Raw genomic sequence first — 19,636 nt, 5'->3', positions numbered from 1 at the left:
AGCAGTTGAGACCAGTGCCAATCACTCCCACGCCGTCGAAGTAGCGGTCGGAGGAAATATGGGATTCTTCGAACAATTCTTCGTCTGGCTCAATGGTCAGCTCGCTACATATGTGAGCACCAATACGGCGAAGGTGGCTGTAGCAATCGAGCCAGCCGCAGTGACGTTGGGAACAGTCTACGTCATGATTTGGGGCTATCTATGCTTGACCGGACGGATTCAAGAGCCCGTCTGGGAAGGCATCAAACGAATTCTCGTTGTGGCGGTAGTCCTCGGCTCTGCGCTGAGACTATGGAGCTACAACGAAATGATTGTGGACACCTTCACCCGCGCTCCGGACCAACTGGCTGCCGCGATCCTGGGATCCCGTTCAACCATAACCGTCGTAGATCAAATATGGATCGACGGGAACTTAGTCGCCGAACAGCTATTGAGCAAGGGCAGCTTGCTGAATAGCAACTTCGCCTTCTATATCGCGGGGTTCGTTGTCTATTTCATGGTCGGCCTGACTGTTGTAGTGACGGCCTTTCTGTTTGCTCTTTCGAAGGTAGCACTCTCACTGATCTTGGCGCTAGGACCCATCTTCATCGTGCTTCTCTTCTTTGATGCGACCAAGCGCTTCTTCGAAGCTTGGATTGCGCAGCTTGCCAACTATGCGTTGATAACACTGCTTGCGACGATGGCCGCAGCGCTGTTGCTGAGTGTTCTGCGATCGTACGCGTCCAACGCCTCGGCGCTCGGCGGGGCCATTACTATTGCGGAAAGTGCACGGGTGTGCATCGCCTCCGCGCTCGTCTTTCTGGTTATGCGTCAAGTGATGGCGATTGCTGCTGGCTTGGCGAGTGGCATCTCGCTTAGTTCATTCAATGCCGTGAGTACGTTAATGCGTTGGGGCATGGGTGGCGCTCGCCGGACGACCTACGAGTTTGGTCGCGGCGTTCTCGATGGCTTGCGCCGGGAGCCCGGCAGCAGGTGGGATTCGCTGCGACGGCTGGCGGGCAACCGGGTAGGGACCGGTGTCGCGAATACGTGGGAGCGCGTCGGCGGTGCCCGGCGTGGCGGCACAGTGGTGCCTCGCGAGCAGGTGATGCCTAACCCCCATTCGCTGCGTTGAAGAACCGGAGGATCCCATGAGGCTCGTCCCGCTGGTCCTGGGCTTGCTAACGCTGCTGTCGGCATGCGGTACCCGACCGCCGCTGCCGCCCGAGTGCGAAGGAGCCCTGAGCCCCATCAACGGGCAGGTCGATCTGTCCGAACGAGGAGCGATCGATGAGTCGCGAGCCCTCCGTTGAGCGATACCTGCAAGAAGCCCAGAGCTGGGAGATCGATCGCGCGCGCCGCGCGGCGCGGTCCTCGCGGCTGGCGTGGACTGTCGCCGCCATCGCCTGCGTCATTGCGCTACTGGCGGTCGCGGCAGTCGCAGGCCTGACGCCTCTCAAGCAACCGGTCCCTGTCGTCATCCGTGTCGACAGCAGCAGTGGCATCGTCGACGTGGTCCCGACGTACGAGGGCACCACGGATATCGAGCAGGTCGTGACCCGCAACCTGCTGTCGAACCATGTGATCGCCCGCGAGCGCTACTTCTACGGAACCGCCGAGGCCGACTACGAGTTGGTTGCCGCGCAGAACTCCCCGCGTCTGAACCAGGAGTGGGCAGCGCTCTGGAACACCAGCAACCCGGTCTCGCCGCTCAACCTCTACAAGGACGGAACGACCGTTCGCACCCAGATCCGCTCGGTGACCTTTCTCAAACTCGAGAGCGGTCGCGACAAGCTGGCCCAGGTGCGCTTCAGCCGCTTCACCCGACCCGGCGCCACCGGGGAGGAGCAACCCACCCACTGGGTTTCCACGATCGAGTTCGCCTATGTGCCTCCGTCGAAGGACGACAAGACCCGTTCGCTCAATCCGCTTGGCTTCCGGGTTGTGGAGTACCGGCGCGAGTCTGAGGTGGCGACGGGCGGTCCAGTGAGCGTCAAGGGAGACGCCCGATGAGAGGCCTGGCCGCCATTGCCCTCTTCGTCGGGGTGTTTTCGGCGACGACATTGCTGTCCCCGGGTGTAGCGGCGGGCACGGTGCCGCCGGCGGGCAGTGTCGATGCCCGCATCCGGGTCGTGGCCTACAACCCGGACGACGTGGTCGAACTGCAAGGCTATGTCGGCTTCCAGATCCACATGCAGTGGGCCGAGGGTGAGGAGTTCGTGAACCTGGGCTCGGGCGACAACGCTGCCTTTGACGTGGGGGCCGAGCGCAACCATTTCTTCATCAAGCCCAGGGAGGCCCGTGCGACGACCAATCTGACGGTGCTCACCAACCGCCGGGCCTACCACTTCGACTATGTCGTCGCTGCGGCGGCCCCGACGGGGAAGGCAGCACGACGCATGGTGTATTCGATCCGCTTCACCTACCCGGGCGATGACGCCCGGGCCGCGGCCGCCGAGCGAGAACGTCTTGCCACCGAAGCGCGCATGAAAAAGGCCGTGGCCGAGCGCCCACGCAACAACGACTACTGGTTCTGCGGCAGCGCCACGCTCAAGCCCATGGGTGCCTACGACGACGGCGTGCAGACCCGGCTGCGGTTCCAGACGCGCTCCGAGTTCCCGGCCCTGTTCGTGCAGAACGACGATGGCAGCGAATCGCTGCTCAACTTCAACATCGAGGACGACGAGGTGGTGATCCACCGCGTGGCACGCCGCTTCGTGCTTCGGCGCGGCAAGTTGGTCGGTTGCGTCGTGAACCAGTCTTTTGCGGGCGGCGGAGCGCGCACCCGGTCGAGCACGAGCATTCCCGGCGTCGAGCGCACCACCCCGGGAGCGGCGCCATGAACGGGCCGGAGCGCTCGCGCCGCACCACCGGCGCGGTCGGGGCGGCGACTTCGCCCCAGGACGACGCGCAGGCCGTCGACCAGGACACGGGCGAGATCCTCTCCGGCCATGGCGAAGCATCTGCCCACGAAGGTCCGGCCAACGCCGGGACGCAGGCCGGCACGGTGCAGGGTGAGCGCGTGATTCCGTCGGTCAACCGTGAACGGTCGATCCAGTCACGCGTCAGCGGCATCCTCGCGTTGGCCACCATCGCGCTGCTGGGCGCCGGGTTCCTGTTCTGGTACTACACCACCCAGTACGCGAAGACCCGGAATGCCGAGGAGTCCACGCGGAAGGCGGCGGTCGCGCGCGCGGCCGGCGAGACGAAGGTACCGCCGCTGGGCCGTATCGATCCGCCGATTGCGCGAGCCGCGGAGGTGAGCCCGCCGTCGCTCGCCGCCCTCCCGCTGCCGGCCCCGGCGACCACCGCCAACGGCGGCCCACCCGCGAAGACCCCCGAACAGCTGGCCCTCGAGCGCCAGCTCGGCGCTCCAGTCCTGCGACGGGCACAGCCGGCCTCCCCCGGCAGCGCGGCGATTCCCGCTCCCGCGGGCACCTTCACCGCGATGCCCCAGGCGCCGGGCACCACATCGCTGGCCACGGCCCCCGGCGTGGCGCAGTGGCTCGGGGCGCTGCAGGCGCCGGCCGCCGCGGCGCCTGGCGGAAGCAACCTCGCGGCGATGCTGAAGCCAACGCCGACCCCGGCCGTGACCGCGCAACTGCTGCCGACCCGACGGCTGCTGCTGCCGAAAGGAGCCTTCATCGACTGCACGCTCGAGACCGCCATCGACTCAACCTATGAGGGCATGACCACCTGCATCGGCGCGAGCGACGTCTACGGCGCAGACGGCAAGGTGGTGCTGCTGGAGCGTGGCACCAAGTTCGTCGGCGAGCAGCGCGGCGAACCGCGCCAGGGTCAGGGCCGCGTCTTCGTGGTCTGGAACGAGGCGCGCACGCCCACGGGCGTCGTGGTCCAGCTCGCCTCCCCGGGCACGGACGAGCTCGGGCGCAACGGTTTACCCGGCTTTGTCGACACCCATTTCTGGCAGCGGTTCGGCGCCGCGATCCTGCTCTCGGTGATCGACGGCACGATGGCGGCGATCACCGCCCACCAGCAAAGCGGCAACAGCGTCGGCAGCGGCGGCGGTGTGGTGCTGGGGCCCCAGGGCGGGCGCGACGTGATCGCCGAGGTGCTGCGCAACACCCTCTCGATCCCCCCGACCGTCGTCAAGAACCAGGGCGAGCGCATCCAGATCCTGGTCGCACGCGACGTCGATTTCAGGCCCGTCTATGCACTGCGCAACGAACCAGACCGCCCCTGAGGCGCGCTCGACGAGCGTCGTCACGCCCGTGGCCCCGGCGCACGAATGCGCCCTGGGCCCTGCGCGCGACGAGCCCACCTCGCTCGCGCTGTTCCTCGGGCCCATGGCGGCCCTGCTCGACGACGACACCGTGACCGAGATCTGCATCAACCAGCCGGGCAGCGCCTTCATCGAGCGCCAGAGCGGATGGACGCGCGAGCCGCTGCCCTACGCGAGCTTCGACTGGTGCATGTCGATCGCGAAGCTGGTGGCCAATTTCACGCGCCAGCGCATCTCGGCGAGCGAGCCGCTGCTCTCGGCCACGCTCCCCGGCGGTGAGCGCATCCAGATCGTGATCCCGCCCGCGACCGAGGACCGCACCGTCTCGATCACGATCCGACGACCGTCGAACGAGCTGTGGAGCCTGGAGGAACTTGACGCGCTGGGCATGTTCGCGCCGACCCGCAGCCTCCCGGCCATCCGCTGTCCCATGGCGTCGGGCGTCGACCTGTCCCCGGAGGATCGCGAACTGGTGCAATTGCTCGCGCAGCGCCGGGTCGTCGCCTTCCTGCGCCGGGCCGTGCAACTGCGTCGCAACATCCTGCTGTCCGGCGCGACGGGGTCGGGCAAGACGACGCTGAGCAAGGCGCTGATCCTCGAGGTCCCGACAGAAGAGCGTCTGGTCACGATCGAGGACGTGAAGGAGCTGTCGCTGCGCAACCAGCCGAACCACGTGCGACTCTTCTATTCGCAGGGTGCCCAGGGGCAGGCGGCCGTCACGGCGGGGCAACTGCTCGCCAGCGCGAAGCGGCAGCGTCCCGACCGCATCTTCGTCTCGGAGTTGCGCACGGGCGACGAGGTGTACGACTACCTGGTGTCGGTCAACACCGGCCATCCGGGCTCGATCACGAGTGTGCACGCGGACAGTGCCCCGATGGCCTTCGTGGCGCTCGCGCAGCTCATGAAACGCAGCGACGCGGGCCAGGGCATGAGCACCCGCGAAGGCGTGGAATTGGCGCAGCTGAGTGTCGACGTGGTGGTGCAATGCGCGCGCGACCGCCAGCGGCGCGTGGTGACGGAGATCTGGAATGACCCTGGAACCCGGCTCCGAGGGCTTGCGTAGCCCGCTGAAGGTCACCTTGGCGCTGCTGCTCGCGGCGGTGGTCGGTCTGTACCTGACCGGCTACTTCTTCCTGATGGCCGTGAAGCTGCCGCCCCACCAGGCCACGCCGCTGACCGCCTGGCGTTACTGGCAGGACTACGGCCAACGGCCCGACATCCGGCGCGCGCTCATCATGGCGCTGGCCGGCGGCCAGGGGCTGGCGCTGGGCGTGGTCGGCTTTGCGATGCTGCCGCGCCGGCGGCCGCTGCATGGCGATGCGCGCTTCGCGACGAGGCGAGAGATCGCCCGGGCGGGCTTGCTCGGCGAGCACGGCATCCTGCTCGGGCGGCTGGGCAACCGCTACCTGGTGCTGCCGGGCCAGCAGGGCGTCGAGCTCGAGGCCCCGCCACGCAGCGGCAAGGGCGTCGGGGTGGTGATCCCCAACCTGCTGAACTGGCCCGGTTCCACGATCGTGAGCGACATCAAGGGCGAGAACTTCATGCGCACGGCGGGCTATCGCGCGGCGCATGGCCAGGAGGTCCACCTGTTCGACCCCTTGTCCGAGCGCGAGCGCTCGGCCCGCTGGAACCCGCTGGGCTATGTCTCGAGCGTGCCCTACCGCTGCATCGACGATCTGCAGCGCATCGGCACGATGCTCTTCCCGGACCCGCATGCAGGCGATCCGTTCTGGACCTCGTCCGCGCGCTCGCTCTTTCTCGGGATCGCGCTGTACCTGTTCGAGACCGAGGGCGCGACGCGCACGCTCGGGGAGGTGTTGCGCCAGGGCATGGCGAGCGACGACGAAGGCTTCCAGAAACACTGGAAGCGCGTCATCGACGCCTGCGAGCGCGCCGGCTACCCCCTCTCCCCGCAAACGGTCCAGAGCCTCTACGACGTGATCGACCTGGCGCCGACCACCGCCTCCAGCATCCGCAAGACCTTCACCAGCCGGCTCGACCTGTGGCTCAACCCGATGATCGACGCGGCGACGGCGGCCAACGACTTCGATCTGCGCGACTTGCGCAAGCGCCCGATCTCGATCTACGTGCAGATCAATCCGGACAACATCGCGCGGCTGCAGCCGCTGCTGAACCTCTTCTTCCAGCAGGCGATTGGCCTGCAGACGCGCGAGCTTCCCGAGAACAACCCCGCGCTCAGGCACCAGCTGCTGCTGATGCTCGATGAGTTCGCGGCGCTCGGCCGCATCCCGGTGATCGCCGAATCCACCGCCTTCCTGCCGGGTTACAACGTGCGCACCGTGATCATCGTGCAGTCGAATTCCCAGCTGATCGAGAAATACGGCATCGAGGGCGCGAAGTCGATCCGCAAGATGCTGGCCGCGCGCATCGTCTTCCCGCCGAAGGAGTTCGACGATGCCGAGGCCGTGTCGCGCGAGCTCGGCACCTGCACGGTCAAGCAGAAGAACGTCAGCCGTCCGATGTGGGGCGGCGCGGGCAAGTCGCCGACCGTCAGCATCAGCGAGCAGCCGCGGCGCCTCCTGCTGCCTCAGGAGGTCAGGGAGCTGGGGCCGACCCGGATGATCCTCTTCCACGAGGGCCTGCGCCCGGTGCTGGCGCAGCGCGTCTACTACTTTCGGGACCGCTTCTTCGCCCAGCGGGAGCGCCCGCCCCCCGAGGTACCCCAGCTCGACATCGTGAGCGCGGCGCGACTGCGCGGGGCACCCGGTCCTCTTCCCTTTCCCCCTCGCCCCACCCACGCCGGCGCCTCAGGCGCCGCCCAGGAGGTGACCGCCATGCCAGTCGACCTGCCACGCCTCGACGCCCTCGACCTCGAGGATTTCTCGCTTGATTTCGACGACATCGAGATCCCGAAGGGACCGATGACCGACGACGAGATCAAGGCCGCCGCCGACAGCTTCATCTCGAAGCTGCTCGACTGACGTTCGCTGCAAGGAGACGCCCATGGCCCACGACCCGCGTGACCCCGCGCCCCTGCCAGGCGCCCATCCCAACGACGCCGTCCCAGCGGACAGCGTGGCGGGCGAGGCCGCCGAGCAGCCCCCGAACCCGGGCGCCGCGTCGAACCGCATCGTGCCGGACGGCGTTGCGCGGCGCTTCCTGCGCATCGACGATCGCTACTTCTTTCCCGATCGCACGCTGGCCTTCATCGACCAGGGCACGCGCTTGAAGGTGCGCACGCACAACCTCGAGGTGGTCCACAGCGTGGTGGCGATCATGCAGGCGCGGGGGTGGCGGGCTGTGCAACTCAAAGGGACCGAGGCGTTCCGCCGCGCGGTCTGGCACGAAGCCGGCTTGCAGGGCATCGAGGCGCGGGGCTACGCGCCGAGCGAACTCGAGCGCCAGCAACTGCAGTGGGCCCGGGCCCGGCGCTCGGCCCGAACCGACCACCCGGGCCCCGACACGGAGCGAGGCGCCGGACGGGGCGCGGGCCCGGCGGATCAACCCACCGTCGAAGCCGCGGCGACCCCCCGCGCGGCGCGACCGACACGCGACGGCCTTCGCCCGCCCGTCGTCGGCGAGCTGCTCGCCCACGCGGCAGCGCCCTACCACTTCGATCCGGGCGAGCGCATGTCGTACTACGCACGGGTGCGGACCCCGGCCGGAGAGCGCACCTTCTGGGGCGCGGACCTCGAACGCGCCCTGGCCGAATCACGTTCGGGCGTGCAGGTCGGCGACGCGGTGAGCCTGAGGCAGCGCGGCGCCCGCGCCGTCACCGTGCGGGTCGCGCAGCGCAACGAGGCCGGCGAACTGGTCGGCGAGACGAGGAAGACCGCACAGCGCATGGGCTGGAGCATCGAGAAGACGGCGTTCGTCGAAGCGCTGGGACGCAAGGCCGAAGGACTGCGCCAGGGCCACCTGGCCCCGAGCGCACTGCTGGCGCAATACCCGGACCTCGCGGGCGCGCTGGTGAGCCTGAGACTGGCCCAGCAGTTCGCGCGTCGGTTGACCCCACGCGCCGACGATCAACAGCGGGTGGTCGAGGCGATCCGTTACCGGCTGGCCGACGCCCTGGAGCGAGGCGAGCGCATTGGCGTGCCCACGCCCCGTGTGCCGCAGGCAACCCATGCGCCGGCGCACACACGCAGCCGCGCGGGTCCTCGGCCGCGCGACCCGGAACTCGGACGTGAATGAAGTGGCTGCGTGCGGCCCCGCCATGACCGCCCCCCGGGCCCCTTCGCGTCGCAGCAGGCGCGCCATCGAGTGGCTCGCGCTCGCTGGTGCGCTGGCGATGACAATGACGTCGGCCGACAGCGCGCCGCTGGTCGGGACCGAGCGAGCGCCGAGCCCGCAGGCCCAGGCCGTGGTCGCCTTCACGCCGGGACAGGCCCTCCCGCTCGTGCTCGAGACGATCCGGGGCGCCCGCACCTCCGTCGTGGTGGCCGCCTATGCCTTGACGAGCCGCCCGATCGCGGTCGCCCTGCGGGACGCCGCGCGCGGCGGCGTGAAGGTGCTTGTCGTCGTCGATGCGGGCGAAGCAGCCACTGCCTATTCAGCCGCGCAGTTTCTGGCCAATGCGCGGGTGCCCGTCCGACTCAATGCACGTTATGCGCTCCAGCACAACAAGTTCATGGTGGTCGACGGCACCACCGTCCAGACCGGCAGCTTCAATTACACCGCTTCCGCGGGCGGGCGCAACGCCGAGAACGTGCTGGTGCTTCGGAACGCACCGGCCATCGCGGCGCGGTATGCGGCCGAGTGGCAACGCCTTTGGAACGAGGGCACCGACCTGCCCCCGAACTACTGAATCCGGATGCGGAGCTTGATGTGAGCGTTGGAGAGCGAGCATGCTGACCGGCAGCGCATCGACCCGTGCCCATCCGCCGACCCACCCCTTCGTGGTCGCCGACGGCAGCCTCGAGGCCCTGAAGTGGCTCGGCCTGGTCTTGATGACGCTGGACCACGTCAACAAGTTCCTGCTGGACCAGCGCTTCGCCCTCTTCTTCGATCTCGGCCGGCTCGTGATGCCCCTGTTCGGCTTCGTGCTGATGTACAACCTCGCGCGCCCCGGCGGCGGGTCGGCGGGCGTGCACCGCCGGACGATGGGGCGGCTGCTCGCCTTCGGCGCGCTGGCGATGCCCGCCGGCGTGTCGCTCGTGGGCTGGTGGCCGCTGAACATCCTCTGGACCTTGCTGGTGGCAACCGGCCTCGTGCAGCTGATCGAGCGCGGGGGCCGGCTCCGCACCCTCGCGGCGGTGAGCGTCTTCATCCTCGCGGGCGCGCTCGTGGAGTTCTGGTGGTTCGGCCTGCTGAGCTGCCTCGGGGCCTGGGCCTTCTGCCGCCGGCCGACCCTCACCAGGCTGGGTGTGTGGGCGGCCGCGATCGCATCGCTCGGGCTGGTGAACGGCAACCTGGCGTCGCTCGCCTGCCTGCCGCTCATCTGGGCCGCCAGCCGGGTGGCGCTGCCCGTGAGGCGTCACCGCTGGGTCTTCTATGCCTTCTATCCCGCCCACCTGAGCCTGATCTGGTGGGCGGGCCAGCTGGGCTGAGCTCGCCGGCCGGCGTTCAGGGCGGCGCCAGGTCCGCGGCATCCCCGTGGCCACATCGCATCGTCCCGCCGCGTCCTGCTATAACTCGCGTCGCCATGGACAGCCCGATCATCCGCTTCCGAATCGACCCCGCGATAGCGAAGGACGCCTATCGGATGGCGGCCGAGATCGGCATGGAACTGCCGGACGTGCTGCGCATGTTCCTGACCCGGTCGGTTCGCGCAGGGACGTTCTCGCTCGACCTGGACGCAGGCGCTTCGCCGCGACAGGTCGCCGAGCCCCTCGCCACCTACGAAGTTCGCTACTGGGACCCGCTCCAAGTCGCGCTGGACGCCGAGCTCGCGCTGGCGTTGCTGCACCGGACGATCGCCGAGCTGACAACCTCGCTCGACGAGGGCCTCGCCTTGGCAGTCCCCGATGACCTGCGGCTGGCCCGGTTGCGCGACCAGCGCGAGGCCGTCGGCCGGCTGCTGACCGACTTTGATCCGAGCAACGCCGCCGAGGTGCAGGACGTCTTGACAAGATTCGGCCCCTCTGTGCCCCCCGCCCCGTCCGGGTCCGACGCATGACGCAAGGTCTGCGACTCTCCGCCTCCGAGCGCGACCATCTGTATGAATGCAGAGTCCGCCCCGACCTTTTCGCGGGCGTCGCCGCGTCGACCGCGCCGGTCGCGATGTTCGTGGCCGGGCAACCCGGCGCCGGCGTGCCGGTGGCCGCGGCGCTGCTGCGGCGTGAACTGCGCAAGACCGCCGGCCCGGCCATCCATGTCTCGCCGTCTCGCCTGGCCGCCTACCATCCGGCCAACCGTGCGTCCGCCGGCTTCGAGATCCCGGGCATCCAGCCCGACATCCTCCACTGGCTGGGCCGCGCGGTCGACGACACCCGGCAGCAGCGCGTGCACGCGGTCATCGAGGACGAGCTGGAAGATGCCCAATCAATGCCAAGAATGGCCTTCGCGCTGCGCAAGGACGCCTACACGGTGCAGGCCGTGTTCGTCAGCACCCTGCCCGAGCTGAGCCGTCTCCGGCTGGCGGCGCTCTATGACCGTCGGCGCTCGTGCGGCCTGCCGACGCCCTTCGTGTCCGCGCTGGCGCACGATGCCGCGCTGGCCAACGTGCGCCTCGTGCTGGGCCAACTGGAGGACCGCCGTGCCGTGGACGGCCTGCGCATCATCGACGCCCAGTGCGCGCAGTTCTACGAGAACCGATTGACCGCAGGCGGGTGGGCGCGCACCGCGCGCGCCCGGGCCGCGCTCGACATGGAGCGGGTCCGCAGCCGATCGCCCAAGGATCTCGTGCAGACCGCGATGCGCTGGGAGACCCTGGTGCGCCGGTTGGTCCAGGATGCGGCGGTGCCTCGCGACGTGGCGAGCGAGGTACTGCGGTGGCGGGATCAGGCCGTGGCGCAATGCGAGGCGCTGCCCGCGGCCGCCCAGATGCTGCAATGGGCGCGCGAGGCCGCGGCCTTCCGGACCATGGAACGCAACGAGTTCGAGCGGGAATTTCCGCATCACGCCCGGGCCGTGCAATCCCTGGGGCTGGCGATGCGCGAATCGGAGAAGTACCAGGAGTACGAAGCGATGGGCCTCGTGCTCCATGCGCGGGAGAACATCGCGCAGCGCATCGAACGCGGCGACATGGCGCGGATTGCGGCGAGAGAAAGGCAGACGGATCCCCCCTCGCACTAGCGTGCGCCGGACCTGGGCCATGGCGGCACTCCGGGCTGTGACCCGAGGGCTCCTCCGGGGTTGATTCACAGGGACCGCCGCGGACCCGCGGCCGCTGGCGCTGGCGCGGAGGGTGAAAATCCATCCCCGCGAGTCCCTCAACGGGGCGTGACTGACACGGAGGTCCTGGCATGCAATGGATAGAGATGTTCGGCTACCTCGGCGCGCTGATGACGCTGACGACCTTCTCGATGAAGACAATGCTGCACCTTCGCATGGTGGGGATCGTGTCCAATCTGGCGTTCATCACCTACGGTGCCTTGGGCAGCATCCATCCGGTGCTGCTGCTTCACCTGGCTTTGCTCCCCTTGAACCTGTGGCGCCTGCGGCAGTTGCTCCAGCTGACCCGTCAGATCAAGGAAATCTCCGGCATCCGACTGTCGATGGAGTGGCTCAAGCCATTCTCGCGCCGCAAAGCCGTTCCGGCTGGACAGACGCTGTTCCACCAGGGCGACGCTGCCGCGGAGGTCCTGTTCGTGTTGAGCGGACGATTTCGTGCGGTGGAGGCCGACGTGGCGCTGGAACGAGGCGAAGTCATCGGTGAACTGGGCCTGATCACCAAGGACCACAGGCGCACACAGACTGTCGTCTGCGAGCAGGCAGGATCGCTCCTGGTGGTGACCTACGATGAGGTACGACAGATGTATTTCCAGAATCCCCGCTTCGGCTTCTTCTTCCTCGAACTCGTGGCGGAGCGGTTGATGCGAGACGCAAGGCAATGGACGCCAGCGCCAGGGGCCGCCCCGCATCGCAAAGCGATCGACCCGAGTGTGGCTGTGCAGCATCAGGACCCTCTGGGCCGCCAAGGCGCCCAGGGGCCGCCGCACCGAAGAACATGAGACCGGCGACCGGGATCCGTTCCGGCAACGGTGGAACCATGCGCCGCCCGCGTTGATCGGGCAAAGGTCCACAGCCGTCGATGCAAGGCCAAAATGCCGCTCGCTCGTCCGCGTCGATCTCCTGGGTCGCATCTGGCGTGCGCAGCGCGGGAGGTGTCAAAGAGGGCTGAGCGCATTCAATCATGCGCCATTCGCCTTCGATCACCGCAGCTCAAAGCGTTGAGCCATGTGGTGCGCACATGAAAGATGGAAGAGGTATTGGGTTCCGGATGCCACCTGCGAGAGGTTCCGGGGCGAGATCACGGCGCGCGCCTGCGTTCGCCGCATCAAAGCAAACAAGGGAGATACTCCGACCCGACGCGCTGGCGCGGCGAGGATCGCGGCGAAAGAGAAGGCGCCCGACTCGCCACGCGCTAGGACCTCGCACAAATGCGCGGCGCCTTGTCCTACAGAACTTTAGTTCTACAAATGAGAACTTCACGCGCCGTCAGCTTTGCCCCTCAGGTATGAAATTCCCCTTGTCCACGGATCTGTTCATCGATGCCACCCACTTCGATATGGAGCCGCTGGTCGACATGTGGCCCAAGAGCATCGTGGGAAAGGTCACTCCGGTGGGCGCTTCCACCTTCGGCCACTTGTTCTTCAAGCGGCCCGAGGGCCACGTAGAACAGCTCGACGTCCTGGAGGGGGGCGTGCATCACGCGGCCGGCCACCTCGAGGAGTTCGGGCTGCTACTGAACTCGAGGCCGTGGCGTGACACCAACCTGCTGAGCCACGGCGTCGGGCTGGCGAGGAGCAAGGGCCTCACGAGGGCGAAAGGGCAGTTTTTCGGGTTCGCCCACCATCCCGGGCAGGCCGGGCGGATCGACTGGACGTCACTGACCTGCCTCGACGCGAAGGAGTGGCACGCCATCTGTGCCCGCGCGCTGGACAAGCTGCACGGGAAATTCCGGGCCAGAGCGCGTACCGCGCGCTGACTGGACGGGTCCCGACGGTCTGCCAGCCGCCGCCGGAGAGGACGAAGGGACCGACATCTTCGCCACGCGCGTCAGTCGGCGATGGCAAAAGCATAGATCAGCGCTGCCCACGCCAAGACGACCAGGCAGGACAAGACGAAGATGACTTTGTCCCAATGTCTCCTCATCTCTGCAGCATAACCTCACCCGCGGCTTCTGGACATCGCGACCTTGTGTGGAGGTGGGCACGCGTCGTTCGCTCTAGCGCGCGATTCATGCGACCGAATTCTTCAGAGGGTCTGGACAATTGGTGCCGAACCAGCACCCCTTCGTTCTTCGGTTGTTCCTTGCTGCATCAGCGAGGCAGGAAAGGTGGCGCGGGACCGCGCCGACGGCCCGCCCGCGTTGCGTCAGTCCTTGAGGTCCGCAGGCACCTTGCCCCCGTTCGCCGCCACCTTCGTCATCACCTGCCGGTGAAGCCACACGTTCATGGCTGCGGAATCGTTCGTGTCGCCGGTGTAGTGAAGCTCTTGCGCGAGTTCCTTCCTGGCGCCGAGCGAGCTGTCCAAGCCAAGCAGTTTCATCAGGTCGACGATGGAGGTTTTCCAGTTGAGCTTTTCGCTCGATTTGGCCGCCAAGCCATTCAGCATGGCCTCCACATCCACTTCGGTCATAGCGGGTCCCGCGACGGGGGCTGCTGTCGGGGCGAGACCGGCCGACGCGCCGGGGGACGGCACCGAGTTGCCCGCAGCGGGCGGATTCGCTGCGTGAGATGAGGGGAAGATCTTGCCGAGAATATTGCTGAGAATGCCCATGAGTCGCTCCTTAAATAGAGCTACCGTGCGCTCAGGACCACGGCATCGATGTCGGACGGCGCGCCGTCGTGCGCCTCTTGGCCATCGTCTCAGAAGGAGTCGCCCTTCAGCAAACTGGTCTTGCCGTTGAACGTCAGCTCGCGACGCTCCTTGAAGTCAAGGATTCGGGTCTTGCGATCGGGCGCGAGATTCACCAGGTACCGCACCGCCTCTGCTTCATTGGACCAGGTTGCCGCAACCAGCTTGGGTGGCTGGCACTCGAGATCGATGGCCGCATAGCGCTCCGTCGCGTGCCGGCCGAACCCGATGGGAATCTCGATGCCAGCCGCTTTGCAGTATTCCTCGATCTTGGCTTGGTATCTCTCGAACATTCGCGATCCTTCCAAGTCAGTTGAACGGCGGTCGTTTCGGTAGCGCTGGTCCAGCGGCGGCGCCACCGAGGGTTACGCCGGCGACACCTCCAGGTTTCCCACCCCTGGCAGGGCTCGCAGGCTCATCGCAATGCGGGCCGTGTAGGACCGGCTGAAGACCGTGCTGACTTCCATCCAGTCGCCCCGGACTTCGGCCGGCGTCAGCGTGACGACCAGATAGCCTCGGTTGCTCGTCTCCGCATAGCGCAGGTCCTTCACCATCTTCGGGAAGGCATCGGACAGGATGGTGTTGGAGATCAGCGGCAGCAATCGCTCAAAGCCCGGAGAACTGATCGAGGCTGTCGCGAACTCCACGCCGACGCGCTGTCCGCTGTCGTCGGTCAGGTTGCTGGCCCAGGCGTTGTGCGTATCGCCCGCGAGGGACACGAGGTTCCTCCCGAGCGAGCGGGCGGCGGCGAGCACCGTTTCGCGCGCGGCGGGGTAGCCGTCCCATGCGTCGAGGTTGTACGGGACATGGCGCTGAGCCAGCAAGGCGCGCTGAGTGTCGTTGCGCAAGGGCTCGGGCGTCGACTGCGCAAGAAGGAATTCACCGAGCGTCTCTGGCGTGAACGCGCTGGCGATGCTCTGGGGAATCTCCATGCGCGCCATCAGCACCTGCTGGCCGAGCACCTGCCAGGTGGCACGGGAGGTCTTCAATCGCCCCGTCAGCCATGACGTTTGCTCACTGCCGAGGAGCTGACGGCTCGCACTCGCGGCGCCGCCGGCGAGATAGCTGTCGAGGCTGACCTGTTCGTCCCGACCGATCAAACGCGTATCGAGCATATGGAGCGAGGCGAGCGTGCCGAAATCGAACGAGCGGTAGATCTTCTGGGGATCGCTGAGGTCGGGCGGCCGGATGGGAAGCCATTCTCGATAGGCCTGCATGGCCGCCAAACGCCGCGCCGCAAAGCTGCCCTCGCTTTCTGAATCATGGTTCTGTGCGCCGCCGGACCATGCGTTGTCCGCGACGTCGTGGTCATCCCAGACCGCGATGACCGGCATCTTCGCGTGCATCGCCATCAGGTCGGGGTCCGCCCGGTTCTGGGCATGGCGTTCACGGTACTCGGCGAGTGTCAGGATCTCGCGCGACGGCTTGGACTCGCGATCGATCGCAAACGCCAGCTGCGCGGCGTAGCCCAGCGCGCCGTACTCGTAGATGTAGTCGCCCAAGTGCAGCACGACGTCGACGTCCGTGCGCTTCGACAGCTCTGCGCAAACGTTGAAATAGCCGGCGGGAAAATTGGAGCAGGACACCACCCCCAGTCGCACCTGCGACACGTTGCCCACGGGCAGGGTTTTCGTGCGTCCGACGGGCGAGGCTTCCGCGCCAACGTAGAAGCGGTAGTAGTAGACGCTGGCTGCCTGCAACCCGGTCGCATCGACCTTGACGGTGTGGTCCTGCTCGGGACCCGTGCTGGTCGTGCCACGCGCCACGACGGCGCCCATGTTCTCATCGCTCGCAACTTCCCAGGTCAGGTTCAGCACGCCGGGGCTGGGCGTCGTGACTCGCGTCCACAGGATGACACGATCGGCGAGGGGATCGCCGCTCCCTACACCGTGGGCAAACAAGGTCGTCGCACTGCTCTGTGGCGGGGCGCCACCCACCGCTCCGCCAACGCCTCCGCCGCCACCGCCACCGCCACCGCCGCATCCGACCACGCTGACGCCTGAGCCGACGCACATCGCGTAGAGGATTGCGCCCCTCACGAATGATCTGCGCGAGGGCTCCGCAGCGCTGGTGGAATGTGCCCGAGGCGTGGCGTCAGGACCGTTGGCTTTCTTCATCTATTGCTCCTTGCCCAGAGGGGAGGACCGCAAAACTGTGGCTCTCATCAGCGCCCGGGCGAGCAAATTGGAGGCCGCGAGCACCACGATGGGCGTAGGTCCCCCTCGATGTGCCCAGTGGGACAAATGCTTACATTGAGACTCATCTTGTTGCGCCGCGACACAAAGGCGCGCCATCCCGTCCGACGCCCAAAAGACCGCGGAAACGAGCGCGACCAGTGCTCCGCAGTGATGCCGGCGGTGTTCGACGCAGGTCGCGCGAAGCCGCCGTTCGAGATTGCTCTTGGCCAGCGTCTGGTGAAGCACGCGTTCGCCACTTCGGTCTTCATACGAAGGGCATCGATGCTCCAATTTCGGCCAACGAATACGGGTAGCCGGACCCGTAGCGCGCAACGGACAACGCAGCCCTCGTCCTAACGATCGTGCGCACTTTCCGCACGCACGATCTGATGCAGCACGGCGCTTGGATCGGTGTCCTCGGTGAGCGCACGAACCTCACGCTGTGCGTCACTCTCGACGCCGAGCTTGGTGGCGACCTGGGTGACGAGGCGCAAAAGCGCGGTCATCTCCCGCTCGTTCAGCAAGTTGATCTGAAGGTCCAGGTGATGGCGGCGCTCATTCTCCTGCGCCGCCATGTTCTGACTGATGAGGATCAGGGTGGACAGGAAGATCGCTTCCAGGGAGACCAAAAACAGCAAGAAGGTGAACGGGTACGGGTCGAACTGGAAGAGGCCTTCATTGAGCGCGATCCAGACGGCAAACACCGCCAGATTGAGCCAGAGAAACGTCACCGTGCCGCAAAACGCGGCGATGGTGGATACCACACGGTACAACCTCGGTTTGGTGGCGCGTTCGCTGTCCTCCAGACAGAGGATGGACTCGATGTTGTGCTCGGTGAGCGCTTCGATGGAAGGAGTGCTGCCCGCCGCTCGGTGGGTCTGAGGGCGGGTCATGTGTCGGTCCAATCAATACCTGGATCCCGCCAGGGAGGCTGCAGCGCCGGCTTGCGACCGACTGGTTCGACACGTTGGAAGCATCCGGCGCAGGCCATGAGCCTCGGGTCGGCGAACAGGCCGAACGCAGGAGTCGTCGCGCAGGGGGCAGGCATCGTGGACTTCCATTGGATCTCGCCCGGATGCTCAGGCCCGCGCCGCCCGCGGATCGTAGGAAGCTACCGCGTCCATGCACAGGCAAATTGCTGATGCCAACGTCCTGATGCCAACGCGCGTGAGCCGGGCCCTTCTCGCCCGCGGCGGCGATGTCGTGGCGATGGCGTCCCTCACGGCGCTGGGCGGTGCCAGCGCACAGCGGCAGCGGCCGATAGCGCCGAGTCCATGCCTGGCCGGTCGGCATGCGGCGTTCCATGATGGGTACTGCAGGGCAAGGCGTGCAATCGGCCCAAGTCCGGGCCGTGCAATGGTCTCGCGATTCTTCTTCGCCGCCGCCGCTTGAGAGAATCTGGCACGGCGGCCCCGTCTGCTGCTCGGTGAAGGTGGCCACCCCTATGGACGAACGAGCACACCGGGATCATTTCCCTGCAGCCAAATCAAGGCCATCGCACGACCGGTCGCCGGGGTGGTGAGCACCCCTGGCCCGCCGAGTTCGAGTCGCCGATCACCCAGTCTTGAGGTTTGACAGCCGACAGCGCACATAGTCCACACGCCTCCGTGGCGTCGCGGTCCGGTCTTACATCCCAGCGTTCCGTGCGTTCCAGAATGGCCCGGAACAACTCTGAGGACACTCCATGAAAGCCATTGCATCCCTCGCCATTGCCATCAGCACGACCCTGACGCTTGCCGCGTGCGACGTCAAGAAGACGGCCGAAGGAAATATCACGGTGCCGAAGTACGAGAAAACGCAAGCGGGAGACGTGACGCTGCCCAAGTACGACGTGACGACCCCCGACGTCAAGGTGACCAAGGAGGAAAAGACCGTGACCGTCCCAACGGTGACGACAGAGGAGAAGGTGATCGAGGTCCCCAAGGTCTCGGTCACCCCAGCCAAGGAGAAGTAGTCTAGTCTGCCGCGCGCGCTTCGCGGACAGCCGCAACCGCGCCTGCTGCAGCTCCGATGCGGTCCCTCCCGACGCCCCGACGTCAGCCGATAGACATCAGAGGATGACCGCAAAGGCGACGGTACCTGCTCGAATCCACCAAGGCCGACAAGTTGGCAAGCAGCACAAGTTCTTTGAGCGCTTTGTTCGCCGCCGCACAGAGCGCCCAGCGCGTGCGCGATATGGTTAAGCCACCCTGTTTCCAGCGGGGAAAGCCTATGACCACTTCGAATGTCGCAGCCCAGATACTCGTGCGTTCGTGCCTCAGCGGGAGGTCGATGGGTGAATGCATGTTCGCCCCCGCGGTCGTATGGATGGCCGGCAGGCGGCTGAAGCACGAAAACGCTCAATTGGATAAAGCGCTGCGCAATGACATCGCCAGTCAAGCAGGTGACGCGCAGAGTGCTCCCAAGGTTCCCTCGGCCGAATTTTTGGCACCGCCTGCCACATGACCCCCACCCAGCTCGCTGTTGAGGCATGGTCGCGCTCCACGATTGCCGCGAACCTGCTGCGCGAGCCACGCGACGTCATCGTGATCGGCGCGGCGCTGGGTGGTTTGACCGCGCTCTGCAAGGTCGCCAGCGGGCTACCGCGGGGGTTCGAGGCCGCGATCCTCATCTCACTGGACATCGCCTCTCAGCCGGCGTCGTCGGTGCTGCAGATACTCGGCAACTATTCACCATTGCCGGTCGGCTATGCAAAACACGGCGCTTCGGTCCTTCGGGGGCGCATCGTGCTGGCCCCTCTGGGCCATCACCTGCGGGTTGCGCAGCCTGGAATCATTGCGCTCGAAGCCTGCGCGTCACTCTCCGACGCCGGGCCGTCGGTGGACGCGCTGTTCAAGACGGCCGCGGGTGTCTACGGCAAGCGTCTGATCGGCGTCGTCCTGACCGGCGACTCCCACGATGGAACGAGCGGGTCCACCGCGATCGAAGCTGCGGGTGGTGTTTGTGTGGTCCAGGATCCCGATGAGTCGGTTGACGCCGAGATGCCGTTGAGCGTGATCCGCGGAGATCACCCCGCCTATTGCATCAAGCTTGAACAAATGGCGCCGCTGCTTGTGCGACTGGCAGCGGGCGAATTGCCGCCCAGAAGGTGACGGAGGACGACGGCACAGCGCAGGAACTCGACGCGATCTGAATTAAGCGGCACCACACTCCCACTTAGCTTGTTGCCGATTCGAGCTCCGATTGACCTTGTCTGATTGGACCGTACGCGACGGCGAGGGATGGTCTGCAAAACGGGCCCGCGCCCGGGTGGGGTGTGCCCCTTTGAGTCCTCGTCGCTGGGGACTGCTGCGCCTGGCCTCCGTGGCCGGCC

General features: G+C 66.7%; 19 protein-coding genes. 15 read left to right on the top strand and 4 right to left on the bottom strand.

Annotated features, from left to right (window positions below):
- The first annotated feature begins 58 nt into the window (after positions 1 to 58).
- The 13 genes from QTI45_RS34215 (at position 59) to QTI45_RS34155 (ending at position 13,274) form a co-directional block, all read left to right on the top strand.
- A complete protein-coding gene (locus tag QTI45_RS34215) occupies positions 59 to 1,114 on the top strand; it encodes a TrbL/VirB6 family protein (protein ID WP_286657511.1) in 1,056 nt (351 codons plus the stop codon).
- Between the two features lie 155 nt (positions 1,115 to 1,269).
- Positions 1,270 to 1,992, top strand: coding sequence for a VirB8 family type IV secretion system protein (locus QTI45_RS34210; protein WP_286657510.1), 723 nt, complete (start codon positions 1,270 to 1,272; stop codon positions 1,990 to 1,992).
- The gene (locus tag QTI45_RS34205; protein ID WP_286657509.1) at positions 1,989 to 2,822 is read left to right on the top strand and encodes a TrbG/VirB9 family P-type conjugative transfer protein; all 834 of its coding nucleotides are present in this window, start codon (positions 1,989 to 1,991) and stop codon (positions 2,820 to 2,822) included. Before QTI45_RS34210 ends, QTI45_RS34205 begins: the two co-directional genes overlap by 4 nt.
- Positions 2,819 to 4,183 (top strand): type IV secretion system protein VirB10, encoded by a 1,365-nt coding sequence (gene virB10 / locus QTI45_RS34200; protein WP_286657508.1) that lies wholly within the window; start codon positions 2,819 to 2,821, stop codon positions 4,181 to 4,183. The genes QTI45_RS34205 and virB10 overlap by 4 nt, the downstream gene beginning before the upstream one ends.
- Complete coding sequence (virB11, locus tag QTI45_RS34195; protein ID WP_286657507.1) at positions 4,152 to 5,285, top strand: P-type DNA transfer ATPase VirB11; 1,134 nt, start codon at positions 4,152 to 4,154, stop codon at positions 5,283 to 5,285. The genes virB10 and virB11 overlap by 32 nt, the downstream gene beginning before the upstream one ends.
- Positions 5,251 to 7,164, top strand: coding sequence for a type IV secretory system conjugative DNA transfer family protein (locus QTI45_RS34190; protein WP_286657506.1), 1,914 nt, complete (start codon positions 5,251 to 5,253; stop codon positions 7,162 to 7,164). The genes virB11 and QTI45_RS34190 overlap by 35 nt, the downstream gene beginning before the upstream one ends.
- Positions 7,165 to 7,186: 22 nt before the next feature.
- Positions 7,187 to 8,377 carry an LPD7 domain-containing protein gene (locus QTI45_RS34185; protein ID WP_286657505.1) on the top strand — a complete coding sequence of 397 codons (1,191 nt, stop codon included), beginning with the start codon at positions 7,187 to 7,189 and terminating at the stop codon, positions 8,375 to 8,377.
- A gap of 103 nt (positions 8,378 to 8,480) precedes the next feature.
- Positions 8,481 to 8,990 carry a phospholipase D family nuclease gene (locus QTI45_RS34180; RefSeq protein ID WP_286657504.1) on the top strand — a complete coding sequence of 170 codons (510 nt, stop codon included), beginning with the start codon at positions 8,481 to 8,483 and terminating at the stop codon, positions 8,988 to 8,990.
- 40 nt (positions 8,991 to 9,030) lie between these two features.
- Positions 9,031 to 9,732: a TraX family protein gene (locus QTI45_RS34175; protein ID WP_286657503.1), complete on the top strand. Its 702-nt coding sequence runs from the start codon at positions 9,031 to 9,033 to the stop codon at positions 9,730 to 9,732.
- A 95-nt stretch (positions 9,733 to 9,827) separates the two neighbouring features.
- Positions 9,828 to 10,301 carry a hypothetical protein gene (locus QTI45_RS34170; RefSeq protein WP_286657502.1) on the top strand — a complete coding sequence of 158 codons (474 nt, stop codon included), beginning with the start codon at positions 9,828 to 9,830 and terminating at the stop codon, positions 10,299 to 10,301.
- Complete coding sequence (locus QTI45_RS34165) at positions 10,298 to 11,419, top strand: zeta toxin family protein (RefSeq protein ID WP_286657501.1); 1,122 nt, start codon at positions 10,298 to 10,300, stop codon at positions 11,417 to 11,419. The genes QTI45_RS34170 and QTI45_RS34165 overlap by 4 nt, the downstream gene beginning before the upstream one ends.
- A 185-nt stretch (positions 11,420 to 11,604) precedes the next feature.
- Complete coding sequence (locus QTI45_RS34160) at positions 11,605 to 12,297, top strand: Crp/Fnr family transcriptional regulator (protein ID WP_286657500.1); 693 nt, start codon at positions 11,605 to 11,607, stop codon at positions 12,295 to 12,297.
- Between the two features lie 518 nt (positions 12,298 to 12,815).
- On the top strand, positions 12,816 to 13,274 hold the full coding sequence (locus tag QTI45_RS34155) for a hypothetical protein (RefSeq protein WP_286373652.1): 459 nt from the start codon (positions 12,816 to 12,818) through the stop codon (positions 13,272 to 13,274).
- 389 nt (positions 13,275 to 13,663) lie between these two features.
- Here the strand turns inward: QTI45_RS34155 and QTI45_RS34150 are convergent, their stop codons facing one another.
- From QTI45_RS34150 to QTI45_RS34135, 4 genes are all read right to left on the bottom strand, one after another.
- The gene (locus QTI45_RS34150) at positions 13,664 to 14,068 is read right to left on the bottom strand and encodes a DUF3597 domain-containing protein (RefSeq protein ID WP_286373653.1); all 405 of its coding nucleotides are present in this window, start codon (positions 14,066 to 14,068) and stop codon (positions 13,664 to 13,666) included.
- Between the two features lie 89 nt (positions 14,069 to 14,157).
- On the bottom strand, positions 14,158 to 14,439 hold the full coding sequence (locus QTI45_RS34145; protein ID WP_286373654.1) for a hypothetical protein: 282 nt from the start codon (positions 14,437 to 14,439) through the stop codon (positions 14,158 to 14,160).
- A 72-nt stretch (positions 14,440 to 14,511) separates the two neighbouring features.
- Positions 14,512 to 16,263, bottom strand: coding sequence for an alkaline phosphatase D family protein (locus QTI45_RS34140; protein ID WP_286657499.1), 1,752 nt, complete (start codon positions 16,261 to 16,263; stop codon positions 14,512 to 14,514).
- 413 nt (positions 16,264 to 16,676) lie between these two features.
- Positions 16,677 to 17,216, bottom strand: a complete 540-nt coding sequence (locus QTI45_RS34135; RefSeq protein WP_286657498.1) for a DUF1003 domain-containing protein — start codon at positions 17,214 to 17,216, stop codon at positions 16,677 to 16,679.
- Between the two features lie 791 nt (positions 17,217 to 18,007).
- Between QTI45_RS34135 and QTI45_RS34130 the strand changes: the two genes are divergently transcribed.
- Complete coding sequence (locus tag QTI45_RS34130) at positions 18,008 to 18,277, top strand: hypothetical protein (RefSeq protein ID WP_286373657.1); 270 nt, start codon at positions 18,008 to 18,010, stop codon at positions 18,275 to 18,277.
- 487 nt (positions 18,278 to 18,764) lie between these two features.
- Positions 18,765 to 19,415, top strand: coding sequence for a chemotaxis protein CheB (locus QTI45_RS34125; protein ID WP_286657497.1), 651 nt, complete (start codon positions 18,765 to 18,767; stop codon positions 19,413 to 19,415).
- Positions 19,416 to 19,636 lie beyond the last annotated feature (221 nt).

The organism is Variovorax saccharolyticus (assembly GCF_030316765.1).
Lineage (GTDB): Bacteria > Pseudomonadota > Gammaproteobacteria > Burkholderiales > Burkholderiaceae_C > Variovorax > Variovorax saccharolyticus.
Note: the sequence above shows the minus strand (reverse complement) of the source record. Positions and strands in the feature narration are given on the sequence as shown.